This window comes from Synechococcus sp. Lug-A (genome assembly GCF_024345655.1).
Taxonomy (GTDB): Bacteria; Cyanobacteriota; Cyanobacteriia; order PCC-6307; family Cyanobiaceae; genus MW101C3.
In genome coordinates this window covers 29,931-55,753 of the sequence record NZ_JAGQBN010000003.1, presented here as the reverse complement: position 1 = coordinate 55,753, position 25,823 = coordinate 29,931, and the positions used below count along the sequence as shown (strand labels likewise).

At 69.3% G+C, this 25,823-nt stretch carries 24 protein-coding genes; 11 read left to right on the top strand and 13 right to left on the bottom strand.

Translation table 11 applies throughout. The features are described 5' to 3' along the window. Nucleotides 1-81 precede the first annotated feature (81 nt). Complete coding sequence (locus KBY86_RS03015) at nucleotides 82-291, bottom strand: DUF350 domain-containing protein (protein ID WP_094510627.1); 210 nt, start codon at nucleotides 289-291, stop codon at nucleotides 82-84. Between the two features lie 64 nt (nucleotides 292-355). Between KBY86_RS03015 and KBY86_RS03010 the strand changes: the two genes are divergently transcribed. The 4 genes from KBY86_RS03010 (at nucleotide 356) to KBY86_RS02995 (ending at nucleotide 3,897) form a co-directional block, all read left to right on the top strand. Beyond that, nucleotides 356-1,369 carry a hypothetical protein gene (locus KBY86_RS03010; protein WP_255099278.1) on the top strand — a complete coding sequence of 338 codons (1,014 nt, stop codon included), beginning with the start codon at nucleotides 356-358 and terminating at the stop codon, nucleotides 1,367-1,369. Between the two features lie 30 nt (nucleotides 1,370-1,399). After that, complete coding sequence (locus KBY86_RS03005) at nucleotides 1,400-1,633, top strand: hypothetical protein (RefSeq protein ID WP_094510625.1); 234 nt, start codon at nucleotides 1,400-1,402, stop codon at nucleotides 1,631-1,633. Next, on the top strand, nucleotides 1,630-3,177 hold the full coding sequence (locus KBY86_RS03000) for a polyamine aminopropyltransferase (protein ID WP_094510624.1): 1,548 nt from the start codon (nucleotides 1,630-1,632) through the stop codon (nucleotides 3,175-3,177). The genes KBY86_RS03005 and KBY86_RS03000 overlap by 4 nt, the downstream gene beginning before the upstream one ends. Nucleotides 3,178-3,270: 93 nt before the next feature. Beyond that, nucleotides 3,271-3,897, top strand: a complete 627-nt coding sequence (locus tag KBY86_RS02995) for a DUF4178 domain-containing protein (RefSeq protein ID WP_255140126.1) — start codon at nucleotides 3,271-3,273, stop codon at nucleotides 3,895-3,897. Between the two features lie 67 nt (nucleotides 3,898-3,964). Here the strand turns inward: KBY86_RS02995 and KBY86_RS02990 are convergent, their stop codons facing one another. The 5 genes from KBY86_RS02990 to nadA all read right to left on the bottom strand — a co-directional run bounded on the left by KBY86_RS02990 (nucleotide 3,965) and on the right by nadA (nucleotide 10,793). Further along, nucleotides 3,965-5,677 carry an ATP-dependent DNA ligase gene (locus tag KBY86_RS02990; RefSeq protein WP_255140309.1) on the bottom strand — a complete coding sequence of 571 codons (1,713 nt, stop codon included), beginning with the start codon at nucleotides 5,675-5,677 and terminating at the stop codon, nucleotides 3,965-3,967. A gap of 179 nt (nucleotides 5,678-5,856) precedes the next feature. Beyond that, a complete protein-coding gene (locus KBY86_RS02985; protein WP_255140124.1) occupies nucleotides 5,857-7,491 on the bottom strand; it encodes a M10 family metallopeptidase C-terminal domain-containing protein in 1,635 nt (544 codons plus the stop codon). Nucleotides 7,492-8,070: 579 nt separating this feature from the next. Next, nucleotides 8,071-8,415 (bottom strand): hypothetical protein, encoded by a 345-nt coding sequence (locus tag KBY86_RS02980; protein ID WP_255140123.1) that lies wholly within the window; start codon nucleotides 8,413-8,415, stop codon nucleotides 8,071-8,073. A 348-nt stretch (nucleotides 8,416-8,763) separates the two neighbouring features. Continuing rightward, the gene (locus tag KBY86_RS02975; RefSeq protein WP_255140122.1) at nucleotides 8,764-9,777 is read right to left on the bottom strand and encodes a ligase-associated DNA damage response exonuclease; all 1,014 of its coding nucleotides are present in this window, start codon (nucleotides 9,775-9,777) and stop codon (nucleotides 8,764-8,766) included. A gap of 68 nt (nucleotides 9,778-9,845) precedes the next feature. Beyond that, nucleotides 9,846-10,793, bottom strand: coding sequence for a quinolinate synthase NadA (nadA, locus tag KBY86_RS02970; protein WP_255140308.1), 948 nt, complete (start codon nucleotides 10,791-10,793; stop codon nucleotides 9,846-9,848). Between the two features lie 123 nt (nucleotides 10,794-10,916). Here nadA and KBY86_RS02965 point away from each other — a divergent pair, with 123 nt between their 5' ends. From KBY86_RS02965 to KBY86_RS02955, 3 genes are all read left to right on the top strand, one after another. After that, on the top strand, nucleotides 10,917-11,768 hold the full coding sequence (locus KBY86_RS02965; RefSeq protein WP_094510775.1) for a TIGR04168 family protein: 852 nt from the start codon (nucleotides 10,917-10,919) through the stop codon (nucleotides 11,766-11,768). Continuing rightward, nucleotides 11,762-12,835, top strand: a complete 1,074-nt coding sequence (locus tag KBY86_RS02960; protein ID WP_255140121.1) for a hypothetical protein — start codon at nucleotides 11,762-11,764, stop codon at nucleotides 12,833-12,835. Before KBY86_RS02965 ends, KBY86_RS02960 begins: the two co-directional genes overlap by 7 nt. A 479-nt stretch (nucleotides 12,836-13,314) precedes the next feature. After that, a complete protein-coding gene (locus KBY86_RS02955) occupies nucleotides 13,315-14,085 on the top strand; it encodes an endolysin (protein ID WP_315855830.1) in 771 nt (256 codons plus the stop codon). Nucleotides 14,086-14,102: 17 nt separating this feature from the next. Here KBY86_RS02955 and KBY86_RS02950 read toward each other — a convergent pair whose 3' ends face one another. Continuing rightward, on the bottom strand, nucleotides 14,103-14,951 hold the full coding sequence (locus tag KBY86_RS02950; protein WP_255099271.1) for a TPM domain-containing protein: 849 nt from the start codon (nucleotides 14,949-14,951) through the stop codon (nucleotides 14,103-14,105). 47 nt (nucleotides 14,952-14,998) lie between these two features. Between KBY86_RS02950 and KBY86_RS02945 the strand changes: the two genes are divergently transcribed. Next, nucleotides 14,999-16,171: an SAM-dependent methyltransferase gene (locus KBY86_RS02945; protein WP_255140120.1), complete on the top strand. Its 1,173-nt coding sequence runs from the start codon at nucleotides 14,999-15,001 to the stop codon at nucleotides 16,169-16,171. A gap of 34 nt (nucleotides 16,172-16,205) precedes the next feature. On the opposite strand, the gene KBY86_RS02940 is transcribed toward KBY86_RS02945, so the two are convergent. The 4 genes from KBY86_RS02940 to KBY86_RS02925 form a co-directional block, all read right to left on the bottom strand. Beyond that, nucleotides 16,206-17,030, bottom strand: coding sequence for an HlyD family efflux transporter periplasmic adaptor subunit (locus KBY86_RS02940; RefSeq protein WP_255140119.1), 825 nt, complete (start codon nucleotides 17,028-17,030; stop codon nucleotides 16,206-16,208). Next, nucleotides 17,027-17,233, bottom strand: a complete 207-nt coding sequence (locus tag KBY86_RS02935; protein ID WP_255140118.1) for a hypothetical protein — start codon at nucleotides 17,231-17,233, stop codon at nucleotides 17,027-17,029. Before KBY86_RS02935 ends, KBY86_RS02940 begins: the two co-directional genes overlap by 4 nt. A 65-nt stretch (nucleotides 17,234-17,298) precedes the next feature. Then, on the bottom strand, nucleotides 17,299-20,430 hold the full coding sequence (locus KBY86_RS02930; protein WP_255140117.1) for an efflux RND transporter permease subunit: 3,132 nt from the start codon (nucleotides 20,428-20,430) through the stop codon (nucleotides 17,299-17,301). Beyond that, on the bottom strand, nucleotides 20,430-21,644 hold the full coding sequence (locus KBY86_RS02925) for an efflux RND transporter periplasmic adaptor subunit (protein WP_255140116.1): 1,215 nt from the start codon (nucleotides 21,642-21,644) through the stop codon (nucleotides 20,430-20,432). The genes KBY86_RS02930 and KBY86_RS02925 overlap by 1 nt, the downstream gene beginning before the upstream one ends. A gap of 199 nt (nucleotides 21,645-21,843) precedes the next feature. On the opposite strand from KBY86_RS02925, the gene KBY86_RS02920 reads away from it, so the two are divergent. Next, on the top strand, nucleotides 21,844-22,380 hold the full coding sequence (locus KBY86_RS02920) for a PadR family transcriptional regulator (RefSeq protein WP_255140115.1): 537 nt from the start codon (nucleotides 21,844-21,846) through the stop codon (nucleotides 22,378-22,380). Between the two features lie 24 nt (nucleotides 22,381-22,404). Beyond that, nucleotides 22,405-23,199, top strand: a complete 795-nt coding sequence (gene thiD, locus KBY86_RS02915) for a bifunctional hydroxymethylpyrimidine kinase/phosphomethylpyrimidine kinase (RefSeq protein ID WP_255140114.1) — start codon at nucleotides 22,405-22,407, stop codon at nucleotides 23,197-23,199. A gap of 39 nt (nucleotides 23,200-23,238) precedes the next feature. Here the strand turns inward: thiD and KBY86_RS02910 are convergent, their stop codons facing one another. Both KBY86_RS02910 and KBY86_RS02905 read right to left on the bottom strand, forming a co-directional pair. Beyond that, nucleotides 23,239-23,898, bottom strand: a complete 660-nt coding sequence (locus KBY86_RS02910) for a glutathione S-transferase family protein (protein WP_255140113.1) — start codon at nucleotides 23,896-23,898, stop codon at nucleotides 23,239-23,241. A gap of 30 nt (nucleotides 23,899-23,928) precedes the next feature. Beyond that, entirely contained in the window at nucleotides 23,929-24,126 is a 198-nt protein-coding gene (locus KBY86_RS02905) for a hypothetical protein (RefSeq protein WP_255140112.1), read from the bottom strand. A 76-nt stretch (nucleotides 24,127-24,202) separates the two neighbouring features. Between KBY86_RS02905 and KBY86_RS02900 the strand changes: the two genes are divergently transcribed. After that, nucleotides 24,203-25,783: an FAD-dependent monooxygenase gene (locus tag KBY86_RS02900; protein WP_255140111.1), complete on the top strand. Its 1,581-nt coding sequence runs from the start codon at nucleotides 24,203-24,205 to the stop codon at nucleotides 25,781-25,783. The last annotated feature ends 40 nt before the right edge of the window (nucleotides 25,784-25,823 follow it).

Here is a 25,823-nt window from a genome sequence, read left to right as displayed (position 1 = left end):
GGCCGCCAGCCCTGGAGCTGGAACCAGTCTTCGATCGGGCGGAGCGGCGCGCCCCTGCGGCTGGCCAAGACGCGCCGCCCGTCAGCTGGAGAGCACGGCCACCACCACGGCGGCGATCGCCAGGATCACGGCGCCGAGCACCACCCCGGCAGCGATGTTGCCCTTGCGGATCTCGCTGCGGTAGTCGATCGGCGAGAGGCGATCGAACAGCAGCAGGCCGCCGTAGATGAGGATGACGCCGAAGAACGTCCAGCCAACTGTCAGCAGCAACTGGAGCAGCGGTTTGACCATGACCACGTCACGCCTTCGCCGTCAGGGTAGGGACTCCCCGGGAGCAGGCCGACCTGGCGGCAGCGTGACGGCGGCCACGACGGTGCGCTGGCCGCTGCTGGCCCTGCTGCTGCTGCCGCTGCTGCCCCTTGCGGTGCTGGCGCTCTCCGCGCTCGAACCACCGCAACGGCTGGTATTGGTGGCGACGGAGGAGCAGCCGGGCCGCAGCGAGCCCTTCGAGCTGCGCGATGGCTGGCTGGGGAGTCCGCGGATCGCCATGGAGGCGGACATCCCTTCCAACAGCACGGTGGTGTTGGAAGTGCGCCTGCTCGATCAGGCAGGCAGAACGGTGTTGGAGCTCTACAAGGATGGCTGGCGTGAGAGCGGACTTTGGACGGATGGCGGCAACAGCGGCAGCTGGCAGGAGCAGGACACGGCCCTGCTGCTCCAGCTCCGCCCACAGAGCAGCGGCCGTTTCCAACTCGAGGTGACGCCCGAAGAGCTGCTCGACGCGAGCGGCTTACCGCTCCAGGCACCGGTGACACTGCGCGGCACAGTGCGCAACCACAGCGTTGCCGCTGGCCTGCTGGTGTTCACGGCGGTGGTCACCCAGGCGATCGTGCTCTGCCTGCTGGGGGCGGTGTACGGCGCGGCGCGCTCGCGGCGCCTGCTGCGGGTGGAGCACGGGGTGGCGGCTGCCCGCCTGCCGCTAGGCGGGCCGGGGCTGGTGAAGCTGGTGGTGAACGCTCACTGGGAGCTTCCCGATGGCGCCAAGCCTGAGACGTATCCGCCCACCACGGCCTTGCTCTGCTTAAGCCTCAGCGATGCGGCCGGCGAGCGTCGCCTCGATCATCAGGTCACTCTGCCGTTAGTCAAGCAGGCGAGCGATGGCGACCACTGGCTCACGCTTTCTGAGGCGTACTACCTGCGGCTGGCGGAACCCGGCAGCTACCGGGTGCGGGTGACAGTGCCGGAAGCCTTCGCTCCCCAGGACGACCCCTGGGAGATCGAATGGCTGGAGCTGTGGGTGGAGGATGGCATCAATACGGCCTTCCAGGTGCCGTTGCTGCCGATCCGCCCACCGGGCGCCCGCGCCTGAGATGCTCAGAGAGTTGGGAGACCGCTCGCCATGCCCCGCGAACAAGCGGTGATCCTGCTGCTGGCCGTCGGCGCCGTGGGCGTGGGCACCGGCACGGCCATCCTGCAGCCGGCTCTGTTCCGCCTCGGCCAGGAGGGCACGCCGGCCAGCTTCAGCGGCGTGCGCTACGGCGGCAGCTACCGGGCGGGCCGCTGGGTGGCGGCGCCGGACCGCTCGCGCAGCTGGTCGGGCTTTCAGGGGCGAGGACCGGGCTCCGCCAAGTGACCACCGCTGCCGCCCCGCCGCTGCGCCCCCTGCAGGTGTGGGTGCTGCTGGCGGCGGCAGCGGTGTCCTCCACCGTGAGCCTGGTGCTGGAGCTGATGCTCGCCACCCAGGCCAGCTACCTGCTGGGCGACCACACCCTGGCCACCGGCATCGTGGTGGGCACCTTTCTGGCGGCGATGGGCCTGGGGGCCTGGCTGAGCCAGTTCCTCGCCTGTGGCCCCAACCCGTTCGCCCGGCTGCTGCGGCTGTTCCTGCTGGTGGAACTGCTGCTCAGCCCGCTCTGCCTGCTGGCGCCGCTCGGGCTGTTCGCCCTGTTCGGTGCCGGCGGGCCGGTCTGGCTGGGGCTGGTGGTGCTCACCCTGCTGGTGGGGGTGCTGGGCGGCATGGAGGTGCCGCTGCTCACCCGCCTGCTGGAGACCCAGCAGCACCTGCGCACGGCGCTGGCACGGGTGCTGGCGCTCGATTACCTGGGCGCGTTGGTGGGGGCGCTGCTGTTCCCGCTGGTGCTGCTGCCCTGGCTGGGCCTGCTGCCCACCGCCGGCCTGCTGGCGCTGGTGCCGCTGCTCAGTTGCCTGGTGATCTGCCGGGTGTTCCCCCTGAGCCGCCGCTGGCGCTGGCTGGTGGGGGGCACGTTGCCGCTGGTGGCTCTGGTGGCCTGGGCTGTGCTGCCCCTGGGCGACAGGATCGAAGACAGCCTCTACGACGACCCGGTGGTGGGCCGGGTGCAGAGCCGTCACCAGCGCATCGTGCTGACGCGCCGCCGCGATGACCTGCGCCTGTTCCTCGACGGCAACCTGCAGTTCTCGAGCCTCGACGAATACCGCTACCACGAGGCGCTGGTGCATCCGGTGATGGCCTTCCACCGGCAGCCCCATCGCGTGCTGCTGCTCGGTGCCGGTGATGGCCTGGCACTGCGGGAGGTGCTGCGCTGGCCGGGTGTGCAGCGAGTGGATCTGGTGGAGCTGGATCCCGCCATGCTCCAGCTGGCGCGCCGGCACCCCTTCCTGCGGCGGCTCAACCAGGGCAGCCTTGACGACCCGCGGGTGCATCTCCACAGTGGCGACGCCTTCGAGCGGGTGCGGCACCTGCCAGGCGCCTACGACGTGGTGATCGCCGACTTTCCGGATCCCGCCACTGCACCGCTGGCGCGTCTCTACAGCGTCAGCTTCTACGGCCGTCTGCTGCAGTTGCTGGCGCCGGACGGGCGGCTGGTGACCCAGGCCTCCACGCCCTTCTTCACCCCCAAAGTGCTGGCCTCGATCCAGGCCACTTTCGAGCAACTGCCGCTCACCACGCGCGCCTACAGCGTGGATGTGCCCAGCTTCGGCCCCTGGGGCTTCGTGATCGCCTACCGCGCGGGCCAGACCCTGCAGGCCGCCCCGTTGCCGTTCAGCGGCCGCTGGGCCGATGACGCCCAGATCGCACGCCTGTTCCCGCTGCCGCGGGACCTGCGCCTGCCGGCCGGCGAGCAGGTGCGGCCGAACCGCCTGCTGCGTCCTGTGCTGTCCGAGTACCAGCGCCAGAGCCGCTGGTCGGGGCCGTGAGCTGAGCAATGGTGGCGATGTGCCTGGCCGCCAGGGTGGTGTCGATAGGCTCGCCGCTACCGGCGGCCGTGGCCGGCCCTTGGAATCGAGCCGATGACGGTGTGGATCTTGCTGCTGGGGCTGCTGGTGGCAGCTGTCGTGGTGCTGCAGCTGCGGCGCTGGTGCCGCCGCCCGGCTGCCCTGCCCCAGGACCGCACCCTGTTCACCCTCCGCTACGGCGACATCGTGCAGTTCGAAGGGCGCGACTGGGTGGTGGAGGACAGGCTGCTGTGTGCCGAGGAAGGCTTCGAGTGGCTGGAGTATCTGCTGCGTGACGGCAACGACGCCCGCTGGTTGAGCGTCAGCGAAGACGACTGGCTGGAGGTGAGTTGGCTGGAGAGGGTCAGCGCTTCGGCATTGGATCCAGCGTCGCTGGCCGGTTCCGGCGCGGGCCGCTTCCCGGCGCGGCTGCAGCTCGACGGTGTCACCTATGCGCTCAAGGAGCAGGGCCGGGCTTCGATCAGCTCCAGCGCGCGGGTGATGAACCGGCGCCAGAGCGGCTGCTGCTACGCCGATTACACCGCCAGCGACGGCCTGGTGCTGTCGCTGGAGCAGTGGGATCTGGCCGCTGCTGCCGCTGCCGGTCAGACCCCCGACCCACCCGAGCTCAGTGTGGGCCGCCTGATCGATCCCGGCCAGCTCAGCCTCTTGCCCGGCGATGGGCGCTCGGTGTACCGCTGAGTTGGTCTACCGCAAGGGGCGGTGACCCTGCCGCCAGGAGGTGGCTGCCATCCCACGGTTACAGCCGTCATCCTTCTGCGGACCCTGGTCCTGGCCTGCCATCCTCCAGCAGGGCTTCGGCGGCCGCCAGGGTGTCGGCCTCAGCCGCCGGTTTGTTGCGGCGCCAGCGCAGGATGCGAGGGAAGCGCACAGCCACCCCGCTGCGGTGCCGGCCGGAGCGCTGGAGGCCTTCGAAGCCGAGGGTGAACACCTGCAGCGGCTCTACCGCCCGCACCGGTCCGAAGCGTTCGGTGGTGTGGCGCCGGATCCAGCGATCAAGCTCAGAGATCTCGGCATCATCAAGACCGGAATAGGCCTTGGCGAAGGTCACCAACTGGCGCGGGCTGGTCCCTTGTGCTGACGGTTCCGGATCCACCGAGTCAGATGGTGCGCTGGCCCATAGCCCGAAGGTGTAGTCGGTGAAGAGGTTGGCGCGGCGGCCGCTGCCTGCCTGGGCATAGAGCAGCACTGCATCGAGCTCCATCGGCTCGAGCTTGTGTTTCCACCAGTGGCCCCGCTTGCGGCCCGCCAGATACGGCGAATCCAGCCGCTTGAGCATCAGGCCCTCGGCGCCGGCCTGGCGCGCCTGGCTGCGCAGCGGCTCCAGCTCCTCCCAGCTCTGGAACGGCAGCCCGGTCGACAGGCGCAGAACCCCCTTCAACTCCTCAGCGGCGGTCTCCCCCAACCCCGCGCCGAGCTGGACCAGGTCCTGCAGCCGCGCCGCCAGGGGGTGCTGGCGCTGGTCACGGCCGCCCGCTTCCAGCAGGTCATAGGCAACGAACGCAGCCGGGCAGGCCTGACGCAGCGCTCGACTCACGCTGCGCCGCCCCAGGCGCCGTTGCAGGGCCGCAAATCCGAGCGGACGGTCCGCCGCCGGCGGCCACACGATCACTTCCCCATCGAGCACGGTGCCGTCCGGCAGGGCATCGCCCAGGGCCACCAGCTCCGGGAAGCTTTCGTTGACCAGATCTTCGCCACGGCTCCAGAGAAAGGTGGTGCCGGCGCGGCGGATCAGCTGGCCGCGGATGCCGTCCCATTTCCACTCGGCGCGCCAATCAGCGGGGTCGTCCGTCAGCAGCCGCTCCGGCTCCAGTGGACTGGCCAGGAAAAAGGGATAGGGGCGGCTGATCGGTGCGTCCTCACCGCTGGCGGTGGGGGTGAGCAGGGCGGTGAAGGCGGCGGCACTGGGCTCGAAGCCACCCATCAGCCGATGGGCCAGCTCCGCCTCCTCCAGCTGGCTCACCTCGGCCAGGGCTCGTGTGACCAGGCCGGTGGATACCCCCACCCGGAAACCGCCAGTCAGCAGCTTGTTGAACACGAACACCTGCGCTGGCGGCAGGGATGACCAGATCTGCAGCACCGCCTGCGCCTGCACTTCGCCGTCGAGCGCAGCCAGCGCCGGCAACTGCTCTGCCATCCACACCGACAGCGGCAGGTCGAGCGGTTCGCCAGCCGGCAGCTTCAGCTGGGGCAACAGCAAGGCGATCGTTTCCGCCGAATCCCCCACCTGGGAGTGGCAGGCCTCGAACAACCATTCCGGCAGCCCGGCCGCCCCGAGGCAGATCTCCCGTAAACGCCGTCCGGTGAGCAGCCGACGGCGCCGCTTGCCGAGCAGCAACTGAAGTGCCCAGGCCGCATCGCCCGCGGGCGCTTCGCGGAAGTAACCCACCAGCGCCGCCACGCGCGCCTTGGTGCCGCTGCTGCGATCCAGGCACTCGAACAGGTCACAGAAGGCGTGCACAGGTAGGGGATGGGTGGGCAGGGCATCGGCCCTGGCGCCGGTTGTAGCGATCAGAGGTGAGGTGGCGTGACCAATGGGCAATCGGCAATCAGCGGGAGGATGAGCGCCATCCGCCACGTGCGCCGGAAGCCTCAAGCGCCAAAGCCAGCCCTGGCAGAACCCTCGGAACGTGAATTCCTTCAGAGCAGGAGGTTGGAGCGTGTGAACAGATCGACGCCCAGGAGCTTCACCTCAAAGTCAGGCTTGCCGTTGCCATCGACATCACCCTGCAACAAAGCATGGCGGAAAGGGGAGACATCAATCCTCAACTGGCCCGCCGTACCATTGAACTGCCGCTGCCCGATCCAGCTGAAGCGTTGCTGCCCCGCTTGAAGTGAACGGGCATCCACCGCTGAGAGATCGATCTGATCGGAAGGATCGAAGTCGGTGATCACATCGCGCTGGTGATTGGTGTTGAGGCTGCTGTCGGCCCGGACGTAGACGAAGACATCGCGACCATCACGGCCTGGCAGAGCCTGCCTGGATCCCCCCAAGGGCTGACGGGTGATGGCATCACGGCCGGGTTCCTGCAGGCCACTGGGCGGCGTTGCTCCCCCGGAGAGCAGATCCGCTCCGTAACCGCCGGAGATCACATCATTGCGGCGGGTGCCCACCACTTCATCATTGCCGGAGCCGCCGGTGGAGGCGGAAGCCAGCGCACCGATGGTGATGGTGAGCTGCTGAAGATTGCCTTGATAATTGACGTTGTAGTCGTCCTTGGCGAAGGTGTAGAATCCAACGAAGTTCTGGTTGCCATTCGCATAAAGACCCATCCCGCCATCGGTATTGGCCTGGGCACGCAGGATTGACGTGTAAGCGTTCGGATTGGAGGGATCGTCCGGCGCATAATTGCCAGCAGGAGCATCCGGCGAGCCAAAGGCATAGCCGAAATTCCACACATTGAAGTTGGACGCATAGAATAGTGAGTCGCCGGAGGGATCCACACTCGATCCGGCTCCATTGTTCATCGTGCTCCAGTTCAAATTGCTGGAGAAATCGAAGCCGAAGGTGGGCGAAGGGTAGCCAGCAGGCGGCGGCACCCCGGCCGCCAGGGCGGGCAGGGCGGGGGTTCCCCCCGCAGACAGCTGGCTGGCCTGGCCGGACGGCTGCAGCCCGCTGGCCGTAGGGGAGACTCCTCCCCAGGGCATCGGCCCCCAGGGCACGTCGGCACCGAAGCTGGCCCATCCCGCCGCCATCGCCGGCGGCAGCGAGACGGCCGCCGCCTGCTGGGTCCAGAAAGACTCACCGGCCTGCCATTGCCAGATCGACATCGGGCCGATGAAACGACGGTTGGCAGCGTCGTAGAGGTCGGAAACGGTGCCGACGGCCGCCAGACTTGCCGCACTCTGGGGCAGGAAGTTCTGTGGAGGCAGGGCAGCCATGGCCTGGGCGATCGCCGTGGCATCCAGGAATCCGTAGGTAACGCCATTGAGGTTCGACTGAATGGGATAGGCCCAGTCGTTGATATAGCTCACATCAGCACTGAATCCCGTGCTGCTGTAGGTTCCATCCCAGGTGTACTCATAAAAACTGAAGGCATCTCGGATGGAGAGCCCACTCGGTTCGCCGCCACCGGCGTTGTTCTGGCTCGTGAAGATATCCGTGCTCGACACATAGATTCTTAAGTTGCTGCCTGATGGCACAGAGATGCTGTTCGTTCCTGTAGTGAGCGTTCCCGTGCTCACGATCTGCTCGGAGGTGTAGCCATTGGACACCACCCAGTAGCTCAGCGGCTCGCCACTGCTGTTGTTGATCGCCAGGCTGCCGGTTGTCATTCGATGATCCGGATGTGTAGCTTCGGTTGAACTCTACAGAGAACCCTTCTGCTGAGCACTGCATGACGATGCCACAGCTTTGTAGAGCGCTGCAGGCTTTCCATGCTGTCGTGCGTGTGATCAGTCGCTGGCCTGCAGGGGTGCCGATCACGCCGTGCCGACTGATTGGTTTCCCCTGGGATGCACAGCATCCCTCAACGGGCGCACGCCAAGGAGCCAGCAAGGCGTGGCAGGTTGACAATGGTTTGTTGGCGTCGATGCGCCTGGCTGATCGTCGGTGAGTCCTGCAGCCTCGTGTGGTGGTGACCAACAAGAACTTCCACGGGAGATGAAGAGCCACTACCCCACAGAGCGACAAGACAGTCACCCCCTCATCCTGGCCAAAGCAGCCGTTGTTCTGCCAATGGTTCACACCTTCCTGCAGGGCAAGGGGCTCGTTCGGTGTCTTCTGCCTACAGAACCGACGACGACTGTCTCCCATAGGGCAAGGGCGTCTGGTTGCGCTGGTTCATGCTGGCAGTCTCGCGACTTGCACGCAGTCCGTGTCGTTCTGGAAACACGGGCTCCTTGGGCAGCGTTTCAGGCAGACACCCGTTGGGGGCCGATCAACAGGGGCACCATCTTTCCATTCAGCCGGAAGCTCTGGATGAACAGATACGTGCTGAGAAACAGAACACCGCCCACAAAAGCAGCAAGGCCAAGCATCACCCCCACGCCACTGAACTGGTGACGCCACATCACCCAGAGGGCGGAGATCATCAGCATGAACGAGAAATCCAGATTGAACTGCCCGGACCACTTCAGCTGCTGCAGGTTGCCGATGAAGACAGCCAACAGGCCAAACCCTTGCTGGCTGATCACCACCGCCGTGTAGCCGAGAAGGGCAAGAAACATCGAGATCAGCAACGTGCGGAATGCAGTCATGGCAGCCGTGGTGTGTGATCAAATCTGCAGTGTGGCGACCATTCCCTGCGGCCTGACCCACGCATGCAGCCGGCACGGAGGACAACCGGGAGCAACAGCATTGGAGGGGTCGCCGCTGCAAGTGTACCGGCAATTCATGAAGGTTCAGCCTGCAGTCAGCAGCCATTCGCTTTCATCATTCGCCGGCAACCCTCCATCCGAAGGCAAGCAACTCTGCCCGTTAAGGCCGGCAACAGCGAACCCATCGACGCACGAAGGCAGTCAAGTCGCGACGCCAAGGTGTGCCGTCTGATGCAGAGCTTCAGGGCTCGCGGATTCCGTACACCAGATCAACGGTCACACCCCCCCCTACGTCTCTTCCCCACGCTCCGCCGCAATGCCGCCGCTGAGGGGCTCGGCGCTGATGCCTTCCACGTCGCGCAGGTAGCGGGCCAGCACGTCGCTCTGGCCGTGGGTCACGTACACCTGCTGGGCGCGGCTCTGGCGCGCGGTGGTGAGCAGACCGTTCCAGTCGGCGTGGTCGCTGAGCACGAAGCCCCGCTCGTAGCCGCCCCGCCGCCGGGCACCGCGCACCGCCATCCAACCGCTCACGAAGCCCGTCTGCGGTGCCTTGAACCGCTTCATCCACACCGAACGATGCGCCGACGGTGGCGCCAGTACCAGCCGGCCCGCCAATGGCTCACTGCGGGGCAGCTCACTCACGGGCCGGGTGGGCGGCATGGCGATCCCCTGCTCGCGGTAAGGCGCCATCAGGGTCTGCACGGCGCCATGCAGGAGCACCTCCTCACGCACGCCCAGCTGGTGCAGCTCCGCCAGCAGACGCTGCGCCTTGCCGAAGGCGTAGCAGAACAGGATCGAGGGCCGCTCCGGGGCACCTTTCCACCAGGCGTGGATCTCGGCGGCCACCTCCTGGCCAGGCCGCCAGCGATACACCGGCAGACCGAAGGTGGCCTCGGTGATCAGCACATCGGCCTGCACCGACTCGAACGGCACGCAGCTGGGGTCGGCATCACGCTTGTAATCGCCGCTGATCAGCCAGGTTTCACCGCCAGCGCTGATCCGCACCTGGGCCGAACCCAGCACATGCCCGGCGCTGTGAAACGACACGGTGGCATCGCCGAGGCGCAGCTCCTGGCCGTAGGCCATCTGGCGGAGATCAATGCCCTGGCCCAGTCGCTGGCGCAGCACGCCGGCGGCGCTGCCCACCGCCCAGTACACCTGGCTGCCGGGCCGGGCGTGGTCAGCGTGGGCGTGGGTGAGCAGGGCGCGTGGCACCGGGCGCCAGGGGTCGATCCAGGCGTCGGCGGCCGGGCAGTAGAGCCCCTGGGGGGTGTGCTGGATCAGGGAGCCCGGCGGCAGCATGGCGATGCGCGATCAACAGCCGGGCTCGGTCGCCGGCCTCGAGCCAGGGCAGGGCGCGAAGGCCACGCTCAGCGGCTCATCTCCAGCATGCGCTGGATCGGCAGCAGCGCCCGGGTGCGCACCGCTTCATCCAGCTCGATCGCCGGCTCCAGCGTGGCCAGGCAGTGCCAGAGCTTCTCGAGCGTGTTCAGGCGCATGTAAGGGCACGCATTGCAGCTGCAGCCGTCCTGCCCGGGCACTTCATAGAAGGTTTTATGGGGCAGCTTCAGGCGCATCTGGTGCAGGATGCCCGGCTCGGTGAGCACGATGAAAGCGGTGGCCTCGCTGGTTTCGGCGCGGTGCAGCAGCTTGCTGGTGGAGCCGATGAAGTCGGCCAGATCCAGCATGTTGGGCAGGCATTCCGGGTGGGCGATCACCTCGGCCCCGGGATGATCGAGCCGCAGCTTCAGCAGCGCCTGCTCGCTGAAGGTTTCGTGCACGATGCAGCTGCCGGGCCAGAGGGTGAGTTCACGGCCGCTCTGGCGCGCCACCCAGCGGCCCAGGTTCTGATCCGGTGCGAACAGGATTGGCCGGTCGGCGGGCAGCTGTTGCACCAGGCTCACGGCGTTGCTGCTGGTGCAGATCAGGTCGCTCTGCGCCTTCACCGCCGCCGAACAGTTGATGTAGCTCACCACGTAGTGGTGTGGGTGCTGGGCGCGGAAGGCGGCGAACGCTTCGGCGGGGCAGGCATCGGCCAGGGAGCAGCCCGCTTCCAGATCGGGCAGCAGCACCGTTTTGCCGGGGTTGAGGATCTTGGCGGTTTCGGCCATGAAGTGAACGCCGCAGAACACGATCACCTCGGCGTCGGTGTCGGCGGCGCGGCGGGAGAGTTCGAGCGAATCGCCGATCACATCGGCGATGTCCTGGATCTCAGCGTTCTGGTAGTAGTGCGCCAGGATCACGGCGCGGCGTTGCCTGGCCAGCTCCCGGATCGCCTGCGGCAACGCGTGCCGGGCGGGAACGGGGCCGACGATCAGCGGCCTGGTAGGGAGCGGGCTGGTGGTGACGGTGTCGATGGCGGGAGTGGAGGGTGTCGCGGACGGCGCCCAGAAGGCTTCTGGGCCAAGATGACACCACCCTAGGGACGGGGCCCGGCCCGCATGCGCATTGCGATCGCCGGCGACCTGCACGGGCAATGGGATGCCAGCGATGTGGATCTGCTCCACCGGCTCGCTCCTGATGCGGTGCTGGTGGTCGGCGACCTCAGCGATGGCCAGGAGCGCATCGCCGCCAGCCTGGGGCGGCTGGAGTTGCCCCTGGCCTGCATCCTCGGCAACCATGACGCCGGCCGTGATGCCAGCGGCCGCTGCCTGCGGCGCCAGATCGAGCTGCTGGGTGATCGCCATTGCGGCTGGGCGCTGCGGCAGCTGCAGCCCCCGGGGCTGGCGGTGGTGGGCGCCCGGCCCGGCAGCGCCGGCGGTGGCTTCCATCTCTCACAGGCGGTGCAGGCGGTTTGGGGGCCGATGAGCGTCGACGATTCAGCCCAGCGCATCACCAACGCCGCCTTGGCGGCCGATCCGGCCCTGCCGCTGCTGCTGCTGGCCCACAGTGGGCCGGCCGGTCTGGGCAGCGAGGCCCAGGACCCCTGCGGTCGCGACTGGAAACCACCCGCGTGTGACTGGGGCGACCAGGACCTTACCCTGGCGATCGAGCGCATCCGCCGCCACCGGCCCGTGCCGCTGGTGGTGTTCGGCCACATGCACCACGCGCTCAAGCGCGGCCGGGGCCTGCGCCGCAGCTTTGTGATCGACCGCAGCGGCACCGCCTATCTCAACAGCGCCTGTGTGCCGCGCCACGGCGTCGATCAGGAGGGCCGCGCCCTGCGCCACTTCTCCTGGGTGGAACTGGTGGACGGCAGGGTGCGGCGCGCCAGCCACCGTTGGTACCACCCCGGCGGTGAGCTGCTCTATGAACAGTTGCTGGTGCAGCAACCGTTGGCCGTGCCGTGCTGATCTATACGTGCGTGAGCGGCCACGGCTTCGGCCATGGCTCCCGGGTGGCCTCGGTGCTGCTGGCGCTGGCGGCGCTCCGGCCACGCTGGCGGCTGGTGCTCTCCACTTCGCTGCCGCCCTCCTTTCTCCAGCTGGCCCTGGCGGGGGTGCCGTTCGAGCATCGCCCGCTGCGCTGGGATGTGGGCGCGATTCAGGCCGATGCGCTCGGTGTGGATGGAGACGCCACCCTGGCGGCGCTGGAGGCCGTGACTGCCTCGCTGCCGCCGCTGCTGGAGGCGGAAGCGCACTGGCTGCAGCAGCAGGGGGAACCGGTGCTGCTGCTGGGGGATGTGCCGCCGGCGGCGGCGCGGCTGGCGGCGTTGGTGCGGCGGCCGCTGGTGTGGATGGGCAACTTCGGCTGGGACGACATCTACGCGCCCATGGGGGGGGCCTTCCTCGACTGGGCCGAGCGCTTCCACCACGACTACCGCCGCGGCACGCACGTGATCCGCTGCCCGTTTTCGATGGCGATGGATTGGGGCCTGCCGGAGACGGCGGTGGGCCTGACGGCAGCAGCGCCGCAGCTGGCGGCGGACGCGTTGCGGCAGCGGCTCGACCTGCCGGCCGAGCGGGAGCGCTGCGTGATGGTGAGCTTCGGTGGGCTGGGTTTTGCCCTGGGCCCTGAGCCCTACGCCCGCTGGACCGGCTGGACCTTTGTGACCACCGACGCCAGCGCGGCGGCGGCGCCGAATGTGCACCTGCTGCCGGCGGACGTGCGCCCCCTGGAGCTGATGCGGCTGTGCGGCCGCCAGATCAGCAAGGCCGGCTACAGCACCTTCTGTGAGGCGTTGGGCCAGGGCACGGGGGTGCATCTGGTGGAGCGCCATGGCTTCGCTGAAGCGGCGGTGCTGGAAGGCTGGCTGCGGCGCCACGGCCGGCACCGGCTGCTGAGCCAGCCGCAGCTCTTGGCCGGCGACTGGCAGCTCGACCAGCCGCTGCTGCCCCCCAGCGACGGTCCGCTGGCAGCCGATGGCGCTCAGCAAGCGGCGGCTCAGTTGGTGCAACTGGCCGAAGGGATGGAGCCCTGAACAACAGCGCTGATCGCTGGGGAGCATTGCAGCGCAGCCGTTCTGGTGTATTTCACTACTGAGTGGCTTCAATCAGCAGATCTGATCAACCAGCGCAGATTGATCGGAGCAGCAAAAAACTCAGTGCTCAACAGTGATCAGAACCGTGCGGCGCCTCAAGATAACTGGTGGACAGTCGTGCGATTGGCACATATAACCCTTGGATCCATGTTGGCGTTTGTCACATTGTGCCGAACCAAACCCGCCGCGATGGATTCATCCTTCTCTACGACGGTCCAGAAACAAGAAACTGACCTGCACATCTGAGCCGCTACGTCAAGGTTCAGGGTCACTTCTCAGCCGATTCACAGACTTTTCATTCCCACGCGAATGCGCAACGGAAACAACAAACCTTTGACCGATTGCGCCTAGCCACCGGCAGTCCCCCTCAGGATTCCGCCCTCTTCCTTTCCCACGTCCCCTTCACTCCGATCCCCGTTTTGCGCACTCTCCGCTCCGCTGCCCGCCACCTGCTGCTGCCCGCCGCCGCGCTCGCTCTGGCGGCTCCTGCCCACGCTGCAGTGCCCAGAACGCCGTTCCTGTGGCAGGAGATCCGTCGCCCGGCTCCGGCCCCCGCCATCACCGGTCCTCACTCCATGGCGGTGGCCCTGCCCAGTGAAGTGCCGCAGGATCCCCGCTTCTTCGTGATCACCCCGGAGCGCCGCGCGCTGCTCAACACCATTCGCTTCGCCGAAGGCACCTGGGCCCGCGGTGAAGACCGGGGCTACTGGATCATGTTCGGCGGCAGCCTGATGCCCTCGCTTGATCGTCATCCCAACCGGGTGAACCGCACACCTGGCTACGCCAGTGCTGCCGCCGGCGCTTACCAGTTCATGCCCTTCACCTGGACCATGGCCAGCAGCCGCATGGGCCTCAATGGCTTCGGGCCGCATGTGCAGGATCAGGCCGCCATCTTCCTGATTCAGCGCCGCGGCGCACTCGAAAAAGCCGACCGTGGCGTGTTCACCCCCCAGCTGGCCGCCCGGCTGGCCCCGGAATGGGCGTCCTTCCCCACCCTGGCCGGCAACAGCTTTTACGGCCAGCCGGTGAAGCGCTTCGATGAGCTGCGTCGTTTCTACGAAGCCAACCTGGCCGAGCTGCGCGCTTCACTCAACGTGCGCATCGAAGTGGCCACCATCCCCACGCCGCCCCCGGTCTGCGACAACGACACTCTTTCCTGTGCGCTAGAGCAGGTGACGCCTACCCCCTGAGCGCTCAGCCGCTGAGATCACCCGCCCGCATTGCCCACCGGAGGTTTGCCCACCGTGCGCTGGGCGATGAGGTAAGCGGCCAGAGAGCTGCCCAGAAAACCGAGGCTGTTGCGCAGCACCGGCAGCCAATCGGAGGTGCGGGTCACCACCGGGCCGAGGCCGAACACCACGAAGAGCATCACCCACAGCGGTGAGAGCAGCAGCACCCAGCTCCAGGCGACGGTGTCGCCCTCCTTGCGCGGGTAGGCGGCGAAGCCCACGATCAGGCCGCCCAGCACTGAGGTGCAGAAGGTGAGCAGCCACTGCTCCTGAGGCAGGCCCGGCACCACCTGGCAGCCGCCGCGCTCCAGGCAGGTCTGCACGGCGCCGAGGGCGGCCACGATCGCGCCGTCTTCGCCGTTGTCGCGCACATAGAACTGATTGCCGTAGCGGGTCTGCAGCTCCACCCAGAAGGTGCGCGGCATCAGCGCGAACAGGGCATCGCCCACGTTGAAGTTCAGCAGGTTGCCGCCGCGGGGGTCGGCCACCAGCAGCACGCTGCGCTCGTCGAGATCCCAGTACTGCTTCACCGCCAGGCCCGGAGTGCGCTCGTACTGGGTGAGCACCCGCAGCTTCCAGCCGCTGGAATCCTCGAAGCGGTCGAGCTTGTCTTCCAGGGCGGCGCGCTGGCCATCGGTGAGCGCCCGTGCCAGATCGATCACGGGTGTGGGGTGATCAGGCAGCAGCTCCGGGTTGTCGGCCGCGAAGGCGGCCGGCGAGGGCCAGAGCAGCAGCAGGGCGGCCAGCAGCGCCAGCCAGGACCCTGCCGCGGCGTGACGCCGGGGCGCGGGCGAGGCCGGCGAGCGGGAGACGGAGGAGCGGCCCATGCGGCAGGTTCAATGTGCTCCGATTCTCCTTAACGCCAGGCCTGCCCGTGTCCGTTCCCCTCTGGCTGCAACAGCGCCTTCAAGCGGCAGGCGGCAGCGTGCCCTTCCGCACCTACATGGAGTGGGCCTTGCACGATCCCGAGCACGGCGCCTACGGCGCTGGCCGTCTGCGCATCGGCCGCGCCGGTGATTTCGTGACCGCCCCTGCGCTCGGCCCGGAATTCGCCGCCCTGCTGGCCCCCCAGCTGGCCCAGTGGCTGCAGCAGCTGGACGCCGCCAGGACGCTGTCGCTGGTGGAGACAGGCCCGGGCGAGGGGCAGCTGGCGGCGCAACTGGCGCAGGCACTGGTGGCCGGCTGGCCCCAGCTGGCTGCTCGCACCGAACTGGTGCTGGTGGAACCCAATGCCGGGATGGCCGCCCGCCAGCGGGAGCGGCTGCAGCACTGCCCGCTGCCGGTGCGCTGGAGCAGTTTTCGGCAGCTGGCGGACGCTCCGCTGGCCGGCGTGGTGGTCGCCCATGAGGTGCTCGATGCCCTGGCGGTGGAGCGGATCGTTTCGGACGGGTCGGCCTGGCGCCGCCAGCGGGTGACACTCCACGAGGGGACGTTGCGGCTGGAGCCGGGCGACCCCCTGGAGCCGGAGGCAGTGGCGCGGCTGCAACCCCTGGGGCTGGCGACGCCGGGCGCCCAGCGGCCTGCGGGCTGGTGCAGCGAATTGCATCCTGGCCTGGAGCCCTGGCTGGCGGCCTGCGGCGCGGCGCTGGGGCAAGGACGGCTGCTGGTGATCGACTACGCCCTGGAGGCCTGGCGCTACTACGCGCCCTCGCGCTGCGACGGCACCTTGATGGCCTACCGGGAGCAGCGGGCCAGCGGCGATCCCCTGCTGGAGCCGGGCGCGTGGGATCTCACCGCCCACCTGTGCATCGACAGCCTGGTGGCGGCAGCGGCGGCCAGCGGCTGGCAGCTGCTGGGCCAGCGCCGCCAGGGCGAAGCCCTGCTCGCCCTGGGCCTGGCCCAGCGCCTGCACGGGCTGCAGCAATCGAGCGGGCACGGCATGGATCTGGCCGATTTGCTGGCACGCCGCGAAGCACTGCTACGGCTGGTGGATCCCACCGCCCTGGGTGACTTCCGCTGGCTGGCCTTCCAGCGCAGCGCTAGCGAGGGTGAGATCCCGGCGGCAAGCCAGTTTCTGCAGGACCCCGATCCCACCGAAGCTGGCTGACGCTGCAGCGAGCTGAGGGATCCCTGGCTCCGGATCAGGTGGCAAACCGGGTGATCGTGCGCAGTCCCACCAGTTGCCGCACACGGCGGGCATCGGCGGGGTCAAGCTCCAGCTGCACATCCACCACGCCATCGGTGGGGGCGCCATCAGCGGGATTCACCTGGCGCACCCGCGCCGCCAGGCTGCCGGGGAAGGCGCCGCTGAGGCTGCTGATCCGGGCCGGCTGGCCCAGACGGATGCGGGTCAGATCGCTGGCATCCACTTCGGCGATCGCTTCGAGCCGGTCGCTGGTGCCCAGCTCCAGCACGTTCATCACCCCCGGCCGCTCGCCCACGCGGGCGTAAAGCCGCAGCACCTTGCCGTCCATCGGGGCACGCAAGGCACTGTTTTCCAGCTCAACGTCGGTGCGGGCGATGGCCTGGCGGTTGCTCTCGATGCCGGCCTGGAGCTCCACCAACTGCTGCTCGCGCTGCTGCAGATCGGCGCGGGAGAGGGCCCCGACCTGCACCAGCGGCCGGAAGCGTTCCACATCGGCCTGAACGCGGTCTGCCTGGAGGCGCAGCTGCTCGGAGCGGCGCTGCAGCAACTGGCGCTCTGCCTGCAGGGCAGGGCCGCTGTCGAAGCGGGCCAGCACCTGGCCGCGCTGCACGCTGTCGCCTTCCTGCACCAGCAGTTGCACCAGGCGCGGGCTGACGCCGCTGCTGCTGAGCGGGGCGGCCAGCTTGCGGGTCTCACCCGCCAGCTCCAGCCGGCCGGGCGCCGACAGCGGCTCGAAGGGCCCGCTGGCACGCAGGGCCTGCACCACCCCGGCCCCTGAGGCCAGCAGCACGATCACACCGAGGAGGCGGGAGCTCCTCATGTGCCTTCGTTCACGCCCCGGTTGATCACGCAACCGCCGCTGGCCCCGCCGATCAGCACACCATTGCAGCAGCGGTCGCGGTTGGCCTCCGCCTGCTGCTTCGACTGCTGCGCCTGGACCGGCTCCGCGCCGACCAGGGCGGCGGCCAGCACCAGGACATGGCCAGATCGACCCGTGAGCGGCATCTTCAACCAGGCAGCCAACAGATGGGCAGACCCTACCCAGCCTGCCGGGAAGCGCCATGGCCAAGTTGTGACAGGGTGTGAGATCAGCATCGGGGTGGGGCGATGGCCGTCGCCTTCACCCCTGCTGCCACAGGCCCCTGCGTCGCCACCGGCCCCCGCGCCGGCTTTCGCATCAGCAGGGAGTGGGCGGCCGGCACATAGAACAGCGCCAAGGCGGTGGCGCCCACCAGCCCGCCGGACACCGCAATTGCCAGTGGCGGCCAGAAGCCGGTGGGATCGAGCATCAGCGGCAGGAAGCCGATCACGGTGGTGAGGGTGGTCGCGAGCACGTGACGGGTGCTGTGCAGCACCACGGTGGTGCTGGCGGCCGGATCGCCGCCGGCGGCGGCCGGATCGGTGCGCAGGGCGTTGAGCACCACGATCGAGTCATTCACCGCCAGCCCGATCAGGCCGAGCGTGCCCAGGATCGCCGTGAAGCCGAACAGCGAGCCGCTGAGCCTGAGCGCCAGCGCCGCCAGGCCCACCGCCAGCACCGCCACCGAACCGATCAGGGCCGCCAGCCGGAAGGAGCGAAAGGAGAGCACCAGCGTGGCGGTCATCAGCACCATCAGCACCCCCGCCGTGGAGAGCAGGCTGCTGACCGCATCGCCGCGGGCGTCGGCTTCGCCGCCGTAGCTGAGCTCCACACCAGCCGGCAGTTGCCAGCCGTCGCGCTCCAGTTGCTGGCTGAACTCGGCCAGCACCGAGCTGGGCAGGGTGCCGGCGGCGAGATACGCGTACACGGCGTTGATGCGCTGCCCGTCGCGGCGGGCGATCGAGGCCAGCTCAGGCTCCAGCCGCAAGGAGGCCAAAGCCGCCAGGGGAACCGTGCCGGCGCCGCTGGGTGCCACCAGATCGAGGCTCGCCACCTGCCCCGCGTTTCCCCGCTGCGTTTCGGCCACCTGCACCCGCACCGGCAGGGTGGTGGTGCCCTCCTGGATCGAGCCGCCCACGGCACCATCGAGGCCGGCCTGCAGCTGGCGGGCGATGGCGCGGTTGTCGAGGCCGCTGCGGCGGGCCTGCTCCTCATCCACCGCCAGGGCCAGGCGTGGCAGGGCCTCGCTCAGGCTGGCGCTGGTGTGCGTCACCGCCGGCAGCTGGGCCAGTCGCTGCCTGAGGTCGTCGCCGAGCCGGCGCAGTTGCTGCAGGTCGGGGCCCTGCAGGCGCAGCTCGATCGGCGCTACGAACGGCGGACCCTGCTCCAGCTGCATCACCAGCACCTGCGCCTCCGGGAAGCGGCGATCCAGGCTCTGCTGCAGGGCGCGGATCGTGTCGCGCAGGCCCTCGGCACTGCGCAGCTGCACCAGGCCCTGGGCGTAGTGGGGGGCGTTCTCCTGGTCGGCTATCACGTTGTAAAAGAACTGCGGCGCGCTTTCGCCCAGAAACCAGTGCACGTCGTCGACGTGGGGATGGCTGCGGATGTGGCGCCGCGCCTGGAGCGCCAGCGCTTCGGTGCGGGCGATGGCGCTCTGCTGCGGCAGGTGCAGCTCGATCTGGAACTGGTCGCGGTTGGTGGGGGGAAAGAACTGGCGCTCCAGGCTGGCGAAACTGGCAAAGCCCACCACCGGCAGCACCAGACACAGCGCCAGGCCGCGCCAGGGACGGCGCAGCACCTGCTGCAGGGCGGCGCGGTAGGGGCCGTCGAGGGCGGGAATGGCCAGGCCCTGCTCCCACCAGCGCACGCCGGGCCCCAGTGGCTGCCAGCGGTGCAGCCGGGCGGCCAGGGCCAGGATCACCGTGAGCGAGAGCAGCAGGGAGCAGAGCAGCGCCAGGATCACCGTGAGGCCGATGCTGCCGATGAATTCCCCCGTCGCCCCCGGTGAGGTGGCGATCGGCACGAAGGAGAGCACGGTGGTGAGCGTGGCGGCCAGCATCGGCACCAGCAGGTAGCGGCCGGTCTGCCGCACGGCCTCGCCGGGAGCGGTGCCCGCCCGCAGGCGTTGCTGCAGCTCCTCCACCACCACGATGGCGTTGTCGATCAGCAGGCCCAGGGCGATCACCAGCCCGGTGGCCGACATCTGGTGCAGCGGCACCTGCAGCAGCCGCAGGCAACCGAACACCATCAGCGCCGTGAGCGGCAGGGCCGCCCCCACCACCAGGGCGGCGCGGCCGCCAAGCATCAACGCCGACACGGCCACCACCAGCAGCGAGCCGCTGATCAGGTTGCCGATCACCCCATCGAGGCGCTCCTCCACGTAGCGGCTCTGATCGAGCACGGTGTGCAGGCCCAGGCCCGCCGGCAGGGTGCTGCGCACCTCCTCCAGCAACTGGCGGGCGCCCTGGGCCCAGTGGTCGAGCCTCACGTCCGGGGCCACCGTGGCCGCCACCACCACGGCGGGGCGGCCGCGCACGAGCGCCTGCTGGGCGGCGGGGCTGCGCACCCCCCGGCTCACGACTGCCACCTGGGCGAGGCGGGCGGTGGCGCCATCGGCGCCGCTGCTGAGCGGGATGGCCCGGATCCTCTCGAGCGAATCGAGGGCGCCATCCACCTGCAGCAGTCGTTCGCCGCGTTCGTTGCGCACCTGCCCAGCGGCCTCCTTGGCGTCGCTGGCGGCGATCCGTTCGGAGAGGTCGCGGGCGGTGAGGCCCAGCTGGGCCAGGTCGCGGGCGCCGATCTCCACCAGGATCTCCTCCTGGGGTTCGCCGCTGATCTCCACCTTGTTGGTGCCGGGCAGGGCGCGCAGGCGGGTCTGCAGGTCGTCGGCGAGGCGGGAGAGCAGACCCAGATCGGCGGGGCCGGGCAGCTCCCAGGTGAGACCCACGATCAGGGCGCTGGCGCCCACGTTGCCGTCGCGGAACTCCGGCTCGCTGGCCTCCGGCGGCAGCAGCGGAGTGGCGTCGTCCAGCTTGCTGCGCACCCTGCTCCAGGCCGGCGCCACCGGGCGCACCGCATCCTTGAGCTCCACGGCGATCACCGAGCTGCCGGAGCCGGAGGTGGACGACACCTCCTCCACCTCCTCCAGTTCCAGCAGGGCCTCCTCCAGCGGTTTGGTGACCAGCGCCTCCACCCGCTCCGGCGTGGCGCCGGGCAGGGTGGTGATCACCAGGGCATTGCGCTGGCTGATCAGCGGGTCTTCCAGCCGCGGCAGGGTGAGCAGGGAGCTGACCCCCCACACCAGCACCAGCAGCACGCTGAGCAGCAGCAGCTGCCGGTTGCGATGGAACAGCTCGCCCATCAGTTCGCCTCCTGCACCCACACGCCCGGCACCACGCGCTGGGTGCCGGTGGCGATCACGCGCTCGCCGGGGCGCAGGGTGCCGCGCACCAGCGAGCGCTCCCCTTCGCTGTGCACGATGTCCACCAGGCGGCGACCCACCTGCTGCCCCTGGGACGGGGCGCTACTGCCACCGGCCGCCGCCTCCAGCACATACACCGACCACAACCCCCCTTCCGCCGCCACCAGCGCCGTGGTGGGCAGCCAGAAGCCTTCGCCCTGCTCGCGGCGCTCCAGGCTGAGCCGGGCGGTGGCTCCCACCGGCAGATCGTTCACCGGCAGCCGCAACACTGCGGTGACGGTGCGGCTGGCGGCATCAAGTTCCGGCAGCAGGGCGCTGACGCTGGCCTGCAGGCGGCGATCGCCCACCTGCACGGGATGGCTCTCGCCCGGGCGCAGGCCGCTGGCGACGGCAGGGGGCAGGCCCACCCGCACCTCCTGCGGGGCCGCCTCCACCAGGGTGAGCAGGGCCTGGCCGCTGCTCACCACCACACCCTCATCCAGCAGGCGCTGGCTCACCGTGCCGGCGAAGGGTGCCACCAGAACGCTGCGGGCCAGGTCCACATCGATCTGGCGCAGGCGAGCGTTCACATCGTCCACCTGGCTTTCCGCCTGAAGCAGGCGGCTGCGAAGCACGGCGCTGCTCTGGGTCTGCTGGTCGAGTTCCTCGCGGGCAATGGCGCCCTGGGCGAGCAGCTGCTGGCGCCGTTTGCGTTGCAGCTCGGCCAGGACCAGTTGCTGGCGCACCTCCTCCACCCCGGCCAATGCCACCCGCCGCTGGGCCAGCACCTGCTGGCGTTGGGCCTGCAGGCGTCGACGGTCGAGCCGGGCCAGGGGCTCACCGCTGGCCACCCGGTCGCCCTCCTCCACCAGCACCTGCTCGAGGGTGCCGCCCAGCTCGAAGCCGAGTTTGCTGCTGCGGCCGGCCACCACCTCGCCGGTGTAGGCGCGCGTGGTGAGGTAGCTGCTCACCGGTTCGGCCCTCACCACCGCCACCGGCAGGGGGCGGATCGCGGGTGGGCGGGGACGCAGGCCCGGCGAGAGGGCGAGGGCGACGGCCGTGGTGGCAGCCAGCGGCAGGCCCCAGCGGACCCAGCGGCCCTGGAGGGAACCGCGCCACGCCTGCCGCAACGCCGTGTCGGGGCGGGCAGGCGTGGCAGCGGGTGCGGAATCCATGGCGGGCTGGAGGCGGGCAGTGGCGTGCGGGGAGTGACGTGCGGGCAGAGGGAGTGGCCCCCGGCGTTGGCCGCTCAACTAGTTACTCAATAGGTTGAGTATGTGCGTCAGTGTATGCACAACTTTTTGAGTAGGTCAATCACTGCCGCCGGCGGCTGGGTGAGGATCAGGTGCCAGCCGTTGCGATCTCTGCCCTGCCATGGCCCTGGCGCACACGATCCTCACGGTGCTCTGCGAGCAGGAGGCCAGCGGCTACGACATCAGCAAGCAGTTCGAGGAATCGATGGCCTGCTACTGGACGGCCAGCCAGCAGCAGATCTACCGGGAGCTGAGGCGGATTGAGCAGAACGGCTGGGCCTGCTGCCAGGTGGTGCCGCAGCACGGCAAGCCGGACCGCAAGGTGTATGCGATCACCGAGGCGGGCCGGCGGGAGCTGAGCCAGTGGGCCAGCGAACCCTCGATGCCCACGCCGATCCGCGAAGACCTGCTGGTGAAGGTGCTCGGCGGCCCCTACGCCGATCCCGACCAATTGCTGGCGGAGGTGCAACGCCGCCGCGGCGTGCATGCCGGCCAGCTCGCGTCCTACCGGGAGAAGGAAGCGCTGTTCCTCAGCCAGACCGATCTGCCGCTGCAGGAGCAGTACCGCTACCTCACCCTGCGCCGCGGCATCCTGTTCGAGCAGGAGTGGATTCTCTGGTGCGATGAAGTGATCGCCTTCCTGGAGGGGCTGCGATAGAGACGGTGCGTCGCTGCCCTTGCCATGGCCTTGATCCCGATTGCGCTCACCATCGGCGGCAGCGACTCCGGCGGCGGCGCCGGCATCCAGGCCGACCTCAAAACGTTCAGCGCCCTGCAGGTGCATGGCTGCTCGGCGATCACCTGCGTCACGGCCCAGAACACCCGCGGCGTGGAGCGGGTGGACGCCCTGCCCCCCGAGGCCTTGCGGGCCCAGGTGGAGGCAGTGACGCGGGATCTGCCGGTGGCGGCCCTCAAGACCGGCATGCTGCTCAACCAGGGCTTGATTGAGGCCACCGCCGCCGCGATCGCCCCGCTGGCGGCCGCCCGGGTGATCGATCCGGTGATGGTGTCGCGGGCAGGGGCGGTGCTGCTGGAGCCGGAGGCGATCGAGGCCCTCAAGGCCCAGCTGCTGCCGCTGGCAGACCTGCTCACCCCCAATGTGCAGGAGGCACGGCTGCTGGTCGGGCGGCCGCTGGAGAGCGCCGACGATCTGGAACTGGCGGCGGAGCGCATCGCCGCGCTGGGGCCCAAGGCGGTGCTGATCAAGGGCGGCGGGTTGCGGGGCCTGCGCGGCAGCGACGTGCTGTGGCGTGACGGCCGCATCCAGTGGTTTCGCTTGGCCCCGATCGACACGCCCCACAGCCACGGCAGCGGTTGCACCCTCTCGGCGGCGATCACAGCGGAGCTGGCCCGTGGCGCCGCACTGGCAGCGGCGATCCAGACCGCCAAGGCCTTCGTGGCGGGCGGCTTGCGCCATGCCCTGGCGATCGGCGGCGGCCAGGGGCCGCTTTGCCATTGGCATCAGGCGTTGGGCTGAAACTGCGATCCATTGCCCCTTGCTGCTGCGCAGCAGGCGTCAAGGGGTGACGGTCTTGATGTCATCGAAGGCGCGCGCAAAGGCGGGGCGGCGGCCCAGCAGGGCCAGGTAGCGCTGGAAGATGCGCTCGCCGCAGAGACCCATGGACCGGGCCCAGAGCACGTTGTGGCCCATGACCAGATCGGCGGCAGTGAAGGCGCTGCCGCAGATGTAGGGGTGCTGGCGCAGGCGCTCGGCCAGCTGGGGTTCCACCTGTTGCTGGAAGCGGCGGCGGGCGCGTTCGACCTCACCGGGGTCTCGTTCCGGCTGTGGCAGAAGCTTCTCGTGCAGGCGGAGCTGCCAGAGCAGGCGATCGACGCTGGTGGCACCGAACTGGAGCATCTGGAGCACGTCGGCGCGCTGCGGTGAGGCGGGCTCGGGGGGCAGCAGGCAGGCGGCGGGGGAGGCGTCCGCCAGGAACAGCACGATCGCGGCGCTCTCGATCAGGGTTTGCACGCTGCCGTCGTCGCGGACCACCTGCAGCACCGGCACGGAACGGTTGGGGTTGAGGGCCGCAAAGGCGGGGGCGAACTGGTCGCCCGCCGCCAGATCGAGGCGCTCCAACACGAAGGCCTCGCCCACGACCTCGTGCAGCGCCCATCGCACACGGGCGCTGCGGGTGGCGGGGGCGTGAAACAGCTTGAGCTGGGCGATGGTCATGGGGGGAAACAGCTCGGCGGCAGGGCCGCTTCAGGGCTCTGGGTGGAGAACGCGACCCGTCAGGCGCACGGCCAGCATCGGCGCAGCGATGCCGCCGGTGGCAACGGTGATCCTCTGGCCGGTGGTTCCGGCTTCGTAAGGGCCGCGCTCCAGCACCACGACATCGGCCAGGGAGGCTGACCGCTGGGCGTGCCAGCGGGTGCACCCTCCACACCAGGCGTATCGCATCGCCAAGGCCTCGACTGCGCCCGCGCCCCTGGGTCGATTTACTGTGCCTCGCGGTGACTTGACCTGCCCGGGCGCCATGGTTCTGTCCCTTCCCAGCCAAACCTGCGTGCTCGTGGTGGGAGCTGGCCCCACCGGATTGCTGCTGGCCGGAGAGCTGCAGCGCCGCGGCGTTCCCAACCTGTTGATCGACGCCCGCGCTGAAGCCCTGCATTGGGACCGGGCCACGGTGATCCACCCGCGTTCGCTGGAAATCTTCGAGGCGCTCGGGCTGGTGGACCGGTTTCTCGAAGCTGGCTGCCGGCAGCGAAGAATCCTGATCCACGCCGATGGCCAGCGGCTGGGGGAACTGGATCTGGCCGACTGCGGCAGTCGCTACGGCTTCAATCTCGGCCTTTCCGAAGAGGTGACCGAAGCGATCCTCAAGGACCATCTCGAGGGGGAGGGGGGCACGGTGCACCGCTCCTGCCGGCTGGTGGCTCTCCAGCCCCACAACGACGGCGTGACCGCCACGGTGGACTGCGATGGGCGGGAGCAGACCGTGCAGGCCCGCTGGGTGGTGGGCTGCGACGGCCTGCGCAGCACCACCCGCGAACTGAGCGGGCTCAGCTTCGATGGCCATGGCATCGCCCGCCCCTGGGCCGTGTTCGATGCCGCGGTGGAGGGCTGGGCTGAGAGCCACGAGGTCAATGCGGCCTACCTCGACCCATCGCCCCTGATCCTCACGGCCCTGCCCGAGGGCCGCTGGCGGGTGTACCTGCGGCCCGCAGGCGACCAGGGCGACCTGGTGGCGGAGGCCGCCGCCGTGCTGGGGCGCTACTTGCCAGAGGCCCGCTTCAGCGCCGTGGAAAATCCCAGCCGTTTCCACTGCCACAGCCGGGTGGCCAGCGCCTTCTGCGCCGGGCCGGTGTTTGTGGCCGGCGATGCCGCCCACGTGTGCTCCCCCGCCGAGGGGCACGGCATGAACTGCGGGCTGCACGATGCCGCCAACCTGGCCTGGAAGCTGGCCCTGGTGCACCAAGGCGCCGCTGACTCCTCCCTGCTGGACAGCTACGAGCAGGAGCGGCGTCCGGTGGCGCAGCAGATCTGCCGCTCCAGCGACGCCACCGAGCAGGCCCACTTACTGCAGGACAGCGGCGAGCGTGCCGCCCGCGACCGGGCGATCGCCGCCATGCTGGCCAATCCGGTGGCCAGCCAGCAGGAAGCGGTGGCGGAAGCCGAGATGAACGTGAGCTACGCCAGCTCGGCGATCTTGAGCGGCAGCGAGGGCCAGCCCCACGGCTTCGCAGAAGCCTTCGGCTTAGGCGCCGGCCAACGGCTGCCCACCACGATCGCGGTGCCACCCGATGCCGGCGCGAGCCTTCTGCACACGCTCACACACCGGTGCGGCCACACGCTGCTGCTGCTGGCGGGCCCCGAGACGCCCCCGGAGGCACTCGCGTGCCTGCAGGCCGAACTGGAGGCCGACAGGGCTGCCGGCACGGTCCCGCAGGTCTTGGTGGAGGCGGTGGTGTCCCTACGGCTGGAGGAAGCGTCCAGCCTGAGTCTGGGGCCCCTCACGCTTCTGGCCGTGCGGCCCGACGGCTTCATCGCCCTGCGGGCCGACACCGATCACCGCAGCGCGGTGCAGCGGTATGTGGCGCTGTTGAAGGGCCGCTGATGCGCTCCGCTTCGCCAGGATGGGGGCCTCAGCGTCAGGG